Origin of the sequence: Tranquillimonas alkanivorans (genome assembly GCF_900115595.1) — a bacterium.
GTDB classification, from domain to species: domain Bacteria; phylum Pseudomonadota; class Alphaproteobacteria; order Rhodobacterales; family Rhodobacteraceae; genus Tranquillimonas; species Tranquillimonas alkanivorans.
Genome location: NZ_FOXA01000002.1, coordinates 261473 through 274194, shown reverse-complemented (window position 1 = coordinate 274194; position 12722 = coordinate 261473). Strand labels below are relative to the sequence as shown.

12 protein-coding genes are annotated in these 12722 nt (G+C 68.4%); 6 read left to right on the top strand and 6 right to left on the bottom strand.

Features of this window, described 5'->3' with window-relative positions; genetic code table 11:
• Positions 1-144: 144 nt before the first annotated feature.
• The 4 genes from pdhA to BM162_RS04835 are packed head-to-tail and all read left to right on the top strand — an operon-like array spanning position 145 to position 4152.
• On the top strand, positions 145-1140 hold the full coding sequence (gene pdhA, locus BM162_RS04850) for a pyruvate dehydrogenase (acetyl-transferring) E1 component subunit alpha (protein ID WP_093418481.1): 996 nt from the start codon (positions 145-147) through the stop codon (positions 1138-1140).
• Positions 1141-1183: 43 nt separating this feature from the next.
• Positions 1184-2557, top strand: coding sequence for a pyruvate dehydrogenase complex E1 component subunit beta (locus BM162_RS04845; protein ID WP_093418478.1), 1374 nt, complete (start codon positions 1184-1186; stop codon positions 2555-2557).
• Positions 2558-2564: 7 nt separating this feature from the next.
• A complete protein-coding gene (locus BM162_RS04840; protein WP_093418475.1) occupies positions 2565-2822 on the top strand; it encodes a hypothetical protein in 258 nt (85 codons plus the stop codon).
• A 1-nt stretch (position 2823) separates the two neighbouring features.
• Positions 2824-4152, top strand: coding sequence for a pyruvate dehydrogenase complex dihydrolipoamide acetyltransferase (locus tag BM162_RS04835; protein WP_093418472.1), 1329 nt, complete (start codon positions 2824-2826; stop codon positions 4150-4152).
• Between the two features lie 93 nt (positions 4153-4245).
• On the opposite strand, the gene BM162_RS04830 is transcribed toward BM162_RS04835, so the two are convergent.
• From BM162_RS04830 to BM162_RS04805, 6 genes are all read right to left on the bottom strand, one after another.
• A complete protein-coding gene (locus tag BM162_RS04830) occupies positions 4246-5535 on the bottom strand; it encodes an O-acetylhomoserine aminocarboxypropyltransferase/cysteine synthase family protein (RefSeq protein ID WP_093418469.1) in 1290 nt (429 codons plus the stop codon).
• A gap of 376 nt (positions 5536-5911) precedes the next feature.
• A complete protein-coding gene (locus BM162_RS04825) occupies positions 5912-6388 on the bottom strand; it encodes an Hsp20 family protein (protein ID WP_093418467.1) in 477 nt (158 codons plus the stop codon).
• 179 nt (positions 6389-6567) lie between these two features.
• Positions 6568-7389, bottom strand: a complete 822-nt coding sequence (locus BM162_RS04820) for a trypsin-like serine peptidase (RefSeq protein WP_245759168.1) — start codon at positions 7387-7389, stop codon at positions 6568-6570.
• A gap of 66 nt (positions 7390-7455) precedes the next feature.
• Positions 7456-8856 carry a glycolate oxidase subunit GlcF gene (gene glcF / locus BM162_RS04815; protein ID WP_093418464.1) on the bottom strand — a complete coding sequence of 467 codons (1401 nt, stop codon included), beginning with the start codon at positions 8854-8856 and terminating at the stop codon, positions 7456-7458.
• 37 nt (positions 8857-8893) lie between these two features.
• On the bottom strand, positions 8894-10009 hold the full coding sequence (locus tag BM162_RS04810) for an FAD-binding protein (protein ID WP_093418681.1): 1116 nt from the start codon (positions 10007-10009) through the stop codon (positions 8894-8896).
• A gap of 93 nt (positions 10010-10102) precedes the next feature.
• On the bottom strand, positions 10103-11536 hold the full coding sequence (locus tag BM162_RS04805) for an FAD-linked oxidase C-terminal domain-containing protein (RefSeq protein ID WP_093418462.1): 1434 nt from the start codon (positions 11534-11536) through the stop codon (positions 10103-10105).
• A gap of 84 nt (positions 11537-11620) precedes the next feature.
• On the opposite strand from BM162_RS04805, the gene BM162_RS04800 reads away from it, so the two are divergent.
• On the top strand, positions 11621-12328 hold the full coding sequence (locus BM162_RS04800; RefSeq protein WP_093418459.1) for a DUF599 domain-containing protein: 708 nt from the start codon (positions 11621-11623) through the stop codon (positions 12326-12328).
• Between the two features lie 35 nt (positions 12329-12363).
• A complete protein-coding gene (locus BM162_RS04795) occupies positions 12364-12714 on the top strand; it encodes a hypothetical protein (RefSeq protein ID WP_093418456.1) in 351 nt (116 codons plus the stop codon).
• Positions 12715-12722: the final 8 nt, after the last annotated feature.

Genomic DNA, 12722 nt, shown 5'->3' with positions numbered 1-12722 from the left:
GGGCGCCTCCCGATCACCTGCGCCGTCGGTGAGACCTGCCGCTCTGAAGACACTGACCCCGGCGCACCCCCTTTTCATCTCCCGCATCCTGTGAAATGGTTTAATACTGAACCAATTTCCCGGATGACGGAGGGACCGCCTCTTATGGCCGCCAGGAAACCCGCCAAGCAGGCGAACGTCTCGAAGGACGAACTGCTTGCCTATTATCGCGACATGCTGCTGATCCGCCGCTTCGAGGAGAAGGCCGGACAGCTTTACGGCATGGGACTCATCGGGGGCTTCTGCCACCTCTACATCGGGCAGGAGGCCGTCGTCGTCGGGCTCGAAGCCGCCGCCGACGAGGGCGACAAGCGCGTGACCTCCTACCGCGACCACGGGCACATGCTGGCCTGCGGGATGGATCCCAAGGGCGTGATGGCCGAACTCACGGGCCGCGAGGGGGGCTACTCCAAGGGCAAGGGCGGCTCCATGCACATGTTCTCGAAGGAGAAGCACTTCTACGGCGGGCACGGCATCGTCGGTGCGCAGGTGCCCATCGGCGCGGGGCTCGCCTTCTCGGACAAGTACCGGGGCACCGACCGGGTGACCTTCACCTATTTCGGCGACGGCGCGGCGAACCAGGGCCAGGTTTACGAGACCTACAACATGGCCGAGCTGTGGGACCTGCCGGTGGTCTTCGTGATCGAGAACAACCAGTACGCGATGGGCACGAGCGTCAAGCGTTCGACGAAGTCGCCCAGCCTGTGGGAACGCGGCGCGGCCTACGGCATCGAGGGCGAAGAGGTCGACGGCATGGACGTGCTCGCGGTGAAGGCCGCCGGCGAGAAGGCCGTCGCGCACTGCCGCGCGGGCAACGGACCCTACATCCTCGAGGTGAAGACCTATCGCTACCGCGGCCACTCCATGTCGGACCCGGCCAAGTACCGCACCCGCGAAGAAGTCCAGAAGATGCGCGAGGAGCGCGATGCGATCGAGCACGTGCGCCAGCTTCTCCTGACGGGCAACCATGCCTCCGAGGATGAGCTCAAGGCCATCGACAAGGAGATCAAGGACACGGTCAACGAGGCCGCCGATTTCTCGCGCGAGAGCCCCGAGCCGTCCGTGGACGAGCTTTACACCGACATCTATGCGGGGGCCTGAGATGCGCGCCGCCGACACCCGTGCCAAGGGAGACCTCTGACACATGGCAACCGAAGTCCTGATGCCCGCCCTCTCGCCGACGATGGAGGAGGGCACGCTGGCCAAGTGGCTGGTCAAGGAAGGCGACAGCGTGAACTCGGGCGACATCCTCGCCGAGATCGAGACCGACAAGGCGACGATGGAATTCGAGGCCGTCGATGAAGGCGTCGTCGCGAAGATCCTGATCCCCGAGGGGACCGAGGGCGTCGCCGTGGGTTCGCCCATCGCCGTGATCGCGGCCGAGGGCGAAAGCGCCGACGACATCCAGGTCAGCGAGGCCGCGACACCCGCGACCGAGCCGCCGTCGTCCGAGGACATGCCGTCCGACAGCCGCGCCCACCCTGCCCCGGCGCAGCCGAAGGCCGCGCCGGAGATCGAGGTGCCGCCGGGGACCGAGATGCGCAAGACCACCGTGCGTGAAGCCCTGCGCGACGCCATGGCCGAAGAGATGCGGCGCGACGAAGAGGTGTATCTCCAGGGCGAGGAAGTCGCCGAGTACCAGGGCGCCTACAAGGTGTCGCAGGGGCTGCTTGACGAGTTCGGCGCGCGCCGTGTGATCGACACGCCGATCACCGAGCACGGCTTCACCGGCATCGCGGTGGGCGCGGCCTTCGGCGGCCTCAAGCCCATTGTCGAGTTCATGACCTTCAACTTCGCCATGCAGGCGATCGACCAGATCATCAACTCGGCGGCCAAGACGCTCTACATGTCCGGCGGCCAGATGGGCTGCCCCATCGTGTTCCGCGGCCCCAACGGCGCGGCGGCGCGCGTGGCGGCGCAGCACAGCCAGGACTATGCCGCGTGGTATTCGCACATCCCCGGCCTCAAGGTCGTGCAGCCCTATGCCGCCGACGACGCCAAGGGACTGCTCAAGTCCGCGATCCGCGACCCGAACCCGGTGATCTTCCTGGAAAACGAGATCCTCTACGGCCGCTCGTTCGACGTGCCGGTGATGGACGACTGGACCGTGCCGATCGGCAAGGCCCGCATCTGGCGCGAGGGATCGGACGTCACCATCGTCAGCTTCGGCATCGGCATGACCTATGCGCTCGAAGCCGCCGAGAAACTGGCCGAGCAGGGGATCGAGGCCGAGGTGATCGACCTGCGCACCATTCGCCCGATGGACACCGCCACGATCATCGAGAGCGTGAAGAAGACCAATCGTTGCGTGACGGTCGAGGAAGGCTTCCCGCAAAGCTCGGTCGGCAACTACATCACCTCCGTGCTGATGCAGGAGGCGTTCGACTGGCTCGACGCGCCCGTGATCAACTGCACCGGCAAGGACGTGCCCATGCCGTACGCCGCCAACCTCGAGAAACTGGCGCTGGTGACCACCGACGAGGTCGTGGACGCCTGCCGCGCGGTGACCTACCGCTGATCGCGCCATGCGAGTTCTGGGACGGGATACCGCACAAGACGCCTACCGCGTTCGCTTCGAAAGCGACGGCAAGGCGATCGTCGGTCTCGTCCCGGAAGCGCTTGTCGCCGAGGAAATCCGTGCGGCGGGAAACCCGTCGCACGAAGACGCCTACTCTTGGATCGGCCGGAACAGCGCCGCCATCGAGAAGGCATTGACGCAAATGTCCCGCGGTGCCCCCGTGCGGAGGCCGTTCGACCGGCTGAGACTCGTAGAGGACGAATGACATGCCCACCGAAATCCTGATGCCCGCCCTCTCGCCGACGATGGAGGAAGGCACCCTTGCCAAGTGGCTCGTGAAGGAGGGCGACACCGTCTCCTCCGGTGATCTGCTGGCCGAGATCGAGACCGACAAGGCCACCATGGAGTTCGAGGCCGTCGACGAGGGTGTCGTGGGCAAGATCCTCGTGGCCGAGGGCACCGAGGGGGTGAAAGTCAACTCCCCCATCGCCGTTCTGCTGGAGGACGGCGAAAGCGCCGACGACATCCAGACCGACACCACGCCCAAACCGCGCGAGGCGTCCTCGCACGCCGAGCCGGCCGAAGCCTCCGAACCGACCGCCCCCGCCGGCGGTTATGGCCGTGGCGAGGAACCGGCGAAGGAGGCGAAGGCCCCCGCCGCTCCGGCCTCGGGCACGGGCGAGCGCATCTTCGCCTCGCCGCTCGCCCGCCGTATCGCCAAGGATCGCGGGCTCGACCTGGCGCAGATCAAGGGCACGGGCCCCAAGGGCCGGATCGTGAAGGCCGACGTGGAAAGCGCCCAGCCGCAGGCCGCCGCCGAGAAGCCCGCCGCCGCGGCCCCGGTCTCCGCCCCTGCCGCCACCGGCCCCACGGCGCAGCAGGTCGTCGCCATGTACGAGGGCCGCGCCTATGAAGAGATCAAGCTCGACGGAATGCGCAAGACCATCGGCGCGCGCCTGACCGAGGCCAAGCAGACGATCCCCCATTTCTACCTGCGCCGCGACATCCGGCTCGACGCGCTGCTCGACTTCCGCAAGACGCTGAACGCCCAGCTCGAAGGACGCGGCGTGAAGCTGTCGGTCAACGACTTCATCATCAAGGCCTGTGCGCTGGCGCTCCAGCAGGTGCCGAAGGCCAACGCCGTCTGGGCCGGCGACCGCATCCTTCAGCTCAAGCCCTCGGACGTGGCCGTCGCCGTCGCTATCGAGGGCGGGCTGTTCACGCCGGTCCTGAAGGACGCCGAGATGAAGTCCCTCTCGGCGCTCTCGGCCGAGATGAAAGACCTCGCCACCCGCGCCCGCGACCGCAAGCTCGCGCCGCACGAATACCAGGGCGGCAGCTTCGCGATCTCGAACCTAGGCATGTTCGGCATCGACAACTTCGACGCCGTCATCAACCCGCCCCACGGAGCCATCCTCGCCGTCGGGGCGGGTGTGAAGAAGCCGGTGGTGGGCAAGGACGACCAGATCGAGGTCGCCACGATCATGTCCGTCACGCTGTCGGTCGATCACCGCGTCATAGATGGCGCGCTGGGGGCCGAGCTGCTGAACGCGATAAAGGACAACCTCGAGAACCCAGTCGCCATGCTGGCATAAGCGGCGGGGGAGGTCGCCCCTGCCCTCGCAGGCCTTCATCAGATGCGCGCCGCGGTTCCCCGCGGCGCGCAGTCGTTCAAGGGGCGTCCCTGCTCAGGCCGTGGCCTTGGCCAGCGCCTGGTCGAGGTCGGCGATCAGGTCGTCGGCATCCTCGATCCCGATGGACAGGCGCACCACCTCGGGGGCCGCGCCGGCCGCGCGCTGCTGTTCCTCGGTGAGCTGGCGGTGGGTGGTCGAGGCCGAGTGAATGATCAGCGAGCGCGTGTCGCCCAGGTTGGCCACGTGGCTGAACAGCTCGACCGAATCCACCAGCTTCACGCAGGCTTCGTAGCCGCCCTTGACCGCGAAGGTGAACAGGCCGCCCGCGCCGCGCGGGCAGATCGTCTCCATCCGCGAATGGTAGGGCGAGCTTTTCAGCCCGGCATAGGTCACCGTCTCGACGCGCGGGTCGTTCTCGAGCCACTCGGCCACTTTCACGGCATTCTCGCAATGCTTGCGCATGCGCAGGCTCAGCGTCTCGATCCCAAGGAGCGTGTAGTGCGCCGCCTGCGGGTTTAGCGTCATGCCGAGGTCGCGCAGACCCACCGCGATGGAGTGGAAGGTGAAGGCGGCGGGGCCGAACGTCTCGTGGAACTTCAGGCCGTGATAGGCGGGCTCGGGGGCACTGAGCGACGGGAACTTGTCCGAGGCCGACCAGTCGAACTTGCCCGAGTCGATCACGCAGCCGCCGGTCACGGTGCCGTTGCCCGTCAGGTACTTGGTCATCGAGTGTACGACCAGCGTCGCCCCGTGTTCGATCGGGCGGCAGAGGTACGGGGTGGCCGAGGTGTTGTCGACGATCAGCGGCAGCCCGGCCTCGTCGGCGATTTTCGCCAGTGCGTCGAGGTCGGTGATGTAGCCGCCGGGATTGGCGATGGACTCGCAGAAGATCGCGCGGGTGTCGTCGTCGATCGCGCCCTTAACGGCGTCCAGATCGTCGGTGTCCACGAAGGTGGCCGACCAGCCGAAGCGCTTGATGGTCTGGCTCATCTGCGTGACCGTGCCGCCGTAGAGACGGGTCGAGATCACGATGTTCTTGCCCGGCCCCATCAGTGGGAACAGCGCCATGATCTGCGCCGCGTGCCCCGACGAGCAGCAGACTGCGCCCGCGCCGCCCTCGATCGCGGCCATCCGGTTCTGCAGCGCCATGACCGTCGGGTTGGTCAGGCGCGAGTAGATGAAGCCGACTTCCTGCAGGTTGAACAGCGCGGCGGCGTGGTCGGCATCGCGGAAGACGTACGAGGTGGACTGGTAGATCGGGGTCTGACGCGCGCCGGTGGCGGGATCGGGCTCGGCGCCGCCGTGGATCTGCAGCGTGTCGAAACCTTGGGCTCTGTCGGACATGGGGGCCTCCCTTGGGTCAAGATTGCAAACGGGTTTAGGCGATGGGCCGGCGCCGCACAACATTCCGCTCGGCGCGGGCGCGAAACCTGCGTCCCTTTCCCGCCTGCGTGGTCCGACGATGATCCGAAGGCCGCGTGCGGTCCAACGACTATGTCCTTCGAGCGCCTGGTGACCGCGCTGATCCCGCTCGGCATGACGCTGAAGGGATGCCCTGTCGATGTGGCCGCGTCCCGCCCGTGTTCGGCGCGGACAATGGTCACCTCGCACGTGGCCCCTTTCCTGTTCAGCGAATGCCGAGTTTCCGCGAAAAGCCGATCTGCACGCAAAAGGGGCCGCTCCATCGGAGCGGCCCCGCGTCATGCCGAGCAGGCGGCAATCAGGCGTCCTGCGGCTCTTTCCGGCCCTCGACGGCCTTCGCCTCGACCGTGTCGCCCGAGGCGATCTCGATCCGGCGGGGCTTGAGCGCCTCGGGCACTTCGCGCACCAGGTCGATGTGCAGCATGCCGTTCACGTGGGTCGCGCCGGTGACGCGGACGTGGTCGGCCAGGGCGAAGCGGCGCTCGAAGGCGCGGGTCGCGATGCCGCGGTGCAGGTACGTGCGCTCTTTCTCCTCGGGCGCCTTTCGGGCCGCGACGATCAGGGCGTTCTCGCGGACCTCGACCGACAGTTCCGCATCGGTGAAGCCGGCGACGGCGATCGAGATGCGCCAGGCGTCGTCGGCGGTCTTTTCGATGTTGTAGGGCGGGTAGGTCTGGCTGCCGACGTTGTCGGACAGGACGCGGTCCATCAGGTCGGCCATCTGGTCGAAACCGACGGTGGCGCGATAGAGCGGGGCAAGATCGAAGCTTCGCATGAGGTCATCCTCCGTTGAGCGATACCGTATGTTCTCCGGCCCTCCGACGTGGACGGGCCGTCGTGCTGCGTGCCGGACCCTGTGGCGGCATCCGGCGAGGTTGAGTTAGGTATCGCCGCGCGGCGCTTCAAGTCCCACGCACCGAATTTTCTCGTGCGAAAGCAGAGGGCTGGGTCGGATCAGGGCCGCACGAACTTGGCGCCCGTCCGCCGCCGTGCCTCGGAGGCCGAAAGCCGCTCGACCCGAGGCTCGGCGCGCGTGAAGATGCCGTCGGTGCGGTTCATCAGCGCCATGAGCTCGGCCAGCGGCGCCTCGAGCGACGCCCCGAGCGACACCTTGCCGGAGGTGGCCCGCGCCTTGGCCGAGACGACCGAAACGATCCGGGGCTGCCCGTCCTCGATCACGAAGACCGGCGCGCCGGACGAACCAAAATCGACATCGCAGGACAGGATCAGCGCCTGCGAGCGGCGGTCGAGCACGTGGCAGAGCTCTTGCAGCGACGGCCGCTCGGACCGGTCGTGGGCGTAGGAGACGACGCCGACCTCCGCCCCGTCGGCGGGCCGCTTCTGGGTCGGGAACGGCAGAACCTGCGTGTCGCGGATGGGCCGGTCCAGTTCGACCAGCGCGATGTCCCGCGCCACGACGGCCATCTCTCCGGACCCGCCGGGCACGAACTCGGGATGCGGCAGGGCGCGCCGGACGCCGCGATAGGACTGTGCGCGCCCGTCGCGCCAGCCGGCGAGGAACTGGAAACCCGCCTCGTCCAGCCGCGCGCCGGTGCGCTTATCGAACAGGCAGTGCGCGGCGGTCAGCACGAGTTGCGGCGCAATCAGCGACGCCGTGCAGAACCCGCCGCCGCCGAGGTCGAGCCGCCCGACCCCGTCCCATTCGCGCGTCTCGTCCGCAGTCATCAGCGCGCGCAACGGCGATTCCTGCGCCTGCGCCACAAGCGGAAGCGCCGCCACCAGCAGCCCCGCCATCATCCGCCGAAGTCGCGCCATGCCCTGCCTCCTGCCGCTCAGCACCGTCAGCCTAGGCACGGCGTCGGGCAGGATTGTGGCCCGCGCTCAGCGAAGATCGGGCACGGCGGGCTCCCGCCGCGTCAGCGCAGGTGGCACGGGGCCGCCGGTGGCCCAGTCGAGTAGTTCGACCGTGTGCACCACCGGCGTCTCGGTGCCCGAGCCGATCTGCATCATGCAGCCGATATTACCCGCCGCGATCACGTCGGGCATCTTCGCCTCGAGCGTGCGCACCTTGCGGGTCTTGAGTTGGGCCGACAGTTCGGGCTGCATCAGGTTGTAGGTTCCGGCCGAGCCGCAGCAGAGGTGGCTGTCGGCGGGTTCGACCACCTCGAACCCCGCGCGTCTGAGCAGGTCTTTCGGGTACGTCTTGATCTTCTGGCCGTGCTGGAGCGAGCAGGCGGCGTGATAGGCCACGCGCATCGGCCCGTCCCCGCCGGGGCGCGGCGGCGCGTGCACGCCCTTGCCCGGCGCCGCGTCGATGCCCGCAACGCCATCCTTCGCGACGTTACCCGTGCGGGCTTCGTCCTCGCCCATCAGCTTGACCAGCACCTCGCTCACGTCCTTTGCCAGTGCGCTGACGCGCGCCGCGTCCTCGGCCAGCGGCGTGGTGCGGAACATGTGGCCGTAATCCTTCACCGTCGTGCCGCAGCCGCTGGTGTTGATCACCACGGCGTCCAGCCCCTCGCCCCGGTCCTCGGCCATCCAGGCGCGGATGTTCTTCTCTGCCGCCGCGTGGCTTTCGTCCTCTTTGCCCATGTGGTGGACCAGCGCTCCGCAGCAGCCCATGCCGCGTGCGATCACCACCTCGCAGCCCAGCCGGGTCAGAAGCCGGATCGTAGCGTCGTTGATGTCGGTGTTCAGCGCCCGCTGCGCGCAGCCGGTCATCAGGGCCACCCGCATGCGCCGCTCGCCCAGCGCCGGGAAGACCTGCGGGTTGTCGTTGCGGCTGACCGGCGGGATCGTCTTCGGCGCCATCTCGAGCATCGCGCGCAGCCGCACGTCGGGCATCCAGCGTGCGAAGGGCCGGCCCAGCTTCGCCCCCAGCAGCGCCAGCCGGAAGCGGCCCGGATACGGCAGCACCCGCGCCAGCACCCAGCGCAGCGCCCGGTCGCGCCACGGGCGACGATAAGTCCGCTCGATATGCGCCCGCGCGTGGTCGACGAGGTGCATGTAATGCACACCCGAGGGGCAGGTCGTCATGCAGGCCAGACACGACAGGCAGCGGTCGATATGCTTGACCGTCTTGGCGTCCGCCGGCCGGTCGTTTTCGAGCATGTCCTTGATCAGGTAGATGCGGCCCCGCGGGGAGTCGAGCTCGTCGCCCAGCACCTGGTAGGTGGGACAGGTCGCCGTGCAGAAGCCGCAATGGACGCAGGCGCGCAGGATCTCGTTCGATCGCGCGGTGTCCGGGTCCCTCAGCTGCGCCTCGGTGAAGTTCGTCTGCATGATGCCTCCAGGCCCTCGCCAGATGCGCGGCCGCGTGTCAGTCCATCAGCCCGGGGTTCAGGATGCCCCTCGGGTCGAATTTCCGCCGCAGGCCCGTCGTCAGCGCCGCGACGGGCGCGGGCTCGGGCGGGAATGGCGCGATCGAAGCCCGCGTCGCCTCCGCCGCCCTGACCAGCGTGGCGTGGCCCTTGAGCCCGTCGATGCGCGGACGCAGGTCCCGGCCTTCGGGGGTCAACAGCCAGACGAGCCCGCCGCCCCAGTCATAGAGCACCGCCTCCGCCCCGGCGCGACGGGCGAGCTCCGGCCCGTCCGAGGGCTTCACCGACACCCGCCACACGTCGCCCGCGCGATCCGCGAAGGCTTCGACGTCGCGCACCCGCCGCCACGCGGCGCGAACGTGCTCCGGGTCGCGCTCCACCTCGACCTCGCCGAACGGCGCCAGCACATCGCCCAGCCGCCCAGCGCGATAGGCCACCGAGTCCGCAAACCCCTCGATCCGCAGCATCGTCTCCCCGGCCTGCGGGTCGTGCGCCGCGCCCGTCACCTCGAACGGCGAGCCGAGGCCGGCGGTCAGGGCGCGCACGGCGTCATCGTCCGACAGCCCGCGCAGCCGCAGCGTCGCCACCTCGGCCGTGCGTGGAAGCACCTTGAAGGACACCTCGGTCAGCACGCCCAGCGTGCCCCACGACCCCGCCATCAGCTTCACGAGGTCGTAGCCGGTGACGTTCTTCATCACCCGCCCGCCGTTCTTCACGACCTCGCCAGAGCCGTCCACGAAGCGCACGCCCAGCAGAAAGTCGCGGCAAGCCCCCGCCTGAACCCGGCGGGGACCCGAGGCGTTGGCGGCGACCATGCCGCCCAGCGTCGGCTGCCCCTCGGTTCCCAGCAGCGCCCGGTGATCCACCGGTTCGAACGGCAGGCGCTGCCCCGCGCCCGCCAGCACCTCCTCGACCTCGGCCACCGGAGTGCCCGCCCGCGCCACCAGCGTCAGCGCACCCGGCTCGTGAAGCGTCACGCCGGACAGGCCGGCGACCGACAGCGCCTCGCCCGTCACGGGTCGGCCCACCGAGCGCGTGCCGCCGCCAATGATCCTGAGCGGCCCGTCGGTCGTCCGGACGACCTCGGCCAGTTCGGTTTCGCTATCCGGCGTCAGCACACGGCGCTCCGATCATTGTTCTGGAAATACTCTCGAGGTATCCCGCTCGGACGCTGGGGGCAGACAGTCCCCTCTCTACCGACCAGTCGCTCACGCCGCCCGCCTCTGCGCGCTCGCGTCCAGCGGAAACACCTTTGCCGGGTTCAGCAGCCACTTCGGGTCGAACACGTCCTTCACGCGCATCTGCGCTTCGAGGTCCGCGGGCGCGTACTGGTCGGCCATCAGGTCGCGCTTCTCGATGCCAACGCCATGCTCACCGGTCAGGCAGCCGCCGACCTCGACGCAGAGGCGCAGGATGTCGGCGCCGAGCGCCTCGGCCTTCTCGAGCTGGCCCTCCTCGTTCGCGTTGAACAGGATCAGTGGGTGCATGTTGCCGTCGCCCGCGTGGAAGACGTTGGCAACCTCGAGCCCGTAGCCCTCGGACAGCTCGCGGATGCGGCGCAGGACGTGGGGCAGCTCGCTCACCGGGATAGTGCCGTCGAGGCACATGTAGTCGTTGATCTGCCCCATTGCCCCGAAGGCCGACTTGCGGCCCAGCCAGATGCGCCCAGCCTCGTCGGCGTCCTTCGCCTCGCGCAGTTCCACGGGGTCGTGGCGGCGGGCGATCTGCAGGATCAGGCCCAGCTGCTCGTCGATTTCGGCGTCCGAGCCCTCGACCTCGACGATCAGCAGCGCCTCGCAATCCGGGTAGCCGGCATGGGCGAACGCCTCGCAGGCGACGATGCAGGGGCGGTCCATGAACTCGATCGCCACCGGCAGGACCCCGGCCTTGATGATGTCAGACACGCAGGCGCCCGCGACTTCGTTTGAGGAGAAGCCCATCAGCACCGGGCGCGCGCCCTCGGGTTTGCGCAGGATGCGCAGCGTCGCCTCGGTCACGACGCCGAGCTGCCCCTCGGATCCGCAGGCCAGCCCCAGCAGGTCCAGCCCGCCGGCGTCGAGATGCGCGCCGCCCAGTTCGACCACGGTGCCATCCATCTGTACCAGCGTCACGCCCAGCAGGTTGTTGGTGGTGACCCCGTATTTCAGGCAGTGCGCGCCGCCCGAGTTCATGGCGATGTTGCCGGCGATGGCGCAGGCGAGCTGCGAGGACGGGTCGGGGGCGTAGAAGAAACCGTTTTCCTCGACTGCGCCGGTGACGCTGAGGTTGGTGCGCCCGGTCTGCACGCGGATGAAACGGTTGTCGTAGTCGGTCTCGAGCACCTCGTTCAGCCGCGCGACGCCCAGGATCACGCTGTCGGCCGTGGGCAGCGCGCCCCCGGCGAGCGACGTACCCGAGCCGCGGGGGACGACCGGAACACCTTCGTCGTGGCAGATGCGCAGCACCGCCGCGACCTCCTCGGTCGAGGACGGCAGGACGGCGGCGAGCGGGGGGCATTTATAGGCCGTCAACGCGTCGCATTCATATGCGCGAACCTCGTGCGCCTCGTCGATGACGGCGTCCGCCGAGAGCACCCCACGCAGGCGCTCCACGATCCTCGCCTTGCGCGACAGGATCGCGGCGTTGGGTTCGGGCATCTGCATCGCGGGATCCTCCGACTGGATTGGTCAGAAAGTATAACCAATTTGCCACTGGGGCAAGACAAACCGCCACACTAAGGTGCGCGCATGTCCTTGCTCGACCGTCTTTCCCTGCTCTCCGTCCTCGACCTGGTCGCCGTCGCTTTCCTGCTGGGCGGCTGGGCCGTCATCGGCTGGTGGATCGAGCATCCGGGCACGCGCCGCCCCTCGGTCACGGTGGTGATGGCTGAGTACCGCCGCGCCTGGATGCGCGAGCTGGTGACGCGGCAGCCGCGCATCTTCGACGCCACGATCCTGGGCTCGCTGCGGCAGAGCACGTCGTTCTTCGCCTCGACCTGCGTCATCGCCATCGGCGGCGTGCTGGCGCTTTTGCGCAACTCCGAGCAACTGACGGGGCTGGCCGAGGATTTCACGGCACAGGACGTCCCCGACGTGATCTGGGAGATAAAACTCCTGCTCGTCGCGCTTTTCCTGACCAACGGGTTCCTCAAGTTCGTCTGGGCCAACCGGTTGTTCGGCTACTGCGCCGTTGTCATGGCCGCCGTGCCGAACGAAATTGACGACCCCCTTGCCTATCCCCGCGCGGCACAGGCGGCGGAATTAAACATCCGCGCGGCATGGAACTTCAACCGCGGCCTGCGCGCGATGTACTTCGCGCTGGGGGCGCTGACGTGGCTGCTGGGTGCGGTGCCGCTGATGATCGCCACCGGCGTGGTGCTGTGGCTGTTGTGGTCGCGGGAATTCGCATCGAAGCCGCGCGACATCCTCAAGGAGCCGCCGCACACGGCGACGTGAGGACGCGCGGTGTCCGGCTGCGCTAGGCTGGCGGCATGCACTATCTGCTTGTCCTAACTCTCTCCGCCGCCCCTGCCCTCGCCGATCCGGCCGTCGTCGAGGATATCTCGGCCACCCGCTCCGACGAGGGGTGGCGCTTCTCGGTCACGCTTGCCCACGGGGATACCGGGTGGGACGACTACGCCGACGGCTGGCGGGTGGAGACACCGGACGGCGAGGTTCTGGGCAGGCGGGAGCTGGTGCATCCGCACGTCGACGAGCAGCCGTTCACGCGCAGCCTGTCGGGCGTTGCCATACCCGCCGAACTGGACGAGGTGCACATTCGCGCCAGCACCAGCGTCGAGGGATGGGCCGAGACGACCGTCACGTTTCCGCTGCCGCGCTGACGGCCCGC

What these genes read in the sequence shown, in the direction of transcription:
- pdhA (WP_093418481.1), top strand. Translation starts at nt 145, where the DNA reads ATGGCCGCCAGGAAACCCGCCAAGCAGGCGAACGTCTCGAAGGACGAA.
- BM162_RS04845 (WP_093418478.1), top strand. Translation starts at nt 1,184, where the DNA reads ATGGCAACCGAAGTCCTGATGCCCGCCCTCTCGCCGACGATGGAGGAG.
- BM162_RS04840 (WP_093418475.1), top strand. Translation starts at nt 2,565, where the DNA reads ATGCGAGTTCTGGGACGGGATACCGCACAAGACGCCTACCGCGTTCGC.
- BM162_RS04835 (WP_093418472.1), top strand. Translation starts at nt 2,824, where the DNA reads ATGCCCACCGAAATCCTGATGCCCGCCCTCTCGCCGACGATGGAGGAA.
- BM162_RS04830 (WP_093418469.1), bottom strand. Translation starts at nt 5,535, where the DNA reads ATGTCCGACAGAGCCCAAGGTTTCGACACGCTGCAGATCCACGGCGGC.
- BM162_RS04825 (WP_093418467.1), bottom strand. Translation starts at nt 6,388, where the DNA reads ATGCGAAGCTTCGATCTTGCCCCGCTCTATCGCGCCACCGTCGGTTTC.
- BM162_RS04820 (WP_245759168.1), bottom strand. Translation starts at nt 7,389, where the DNA reads ATGGCGCGACTTCGGCGGATGATGGCGGGGCTGCTGGTGGCGGCGCTT.
- glcF (WP_093418464.1), bottom strand. Translation starts at nt 8,856, where the DNA reads ATGCAGACGAACTTCACCGAGGCGCAGCTGAGGGACCCGGACACCGCG.
- BM162_RS04805 (WP_093418462.1), bottom strand. Translation starts at nt 11,536, where the DNA reads ATGCAGATGCCCGAACCCAACGCCGCGATCCTGTCGCGCAAGGCGAGG.
- BM162_RS04800 (WP_093418459.1), top strand. Translation starts at nt 11,621, where the DNA reads ATGTCCTTGCTCGACCGTCTTTCCCTGCTCTCCGTCCTCGACCTGGTC.
- BM162_RS04795 (WP_093418456.1), top strand. Translation starts at nt 12,364, where the DNA reads ATGCACTATCTGCTTGTCCTAACTCTCTCCGCCGCCCCTGCCCTCGCC.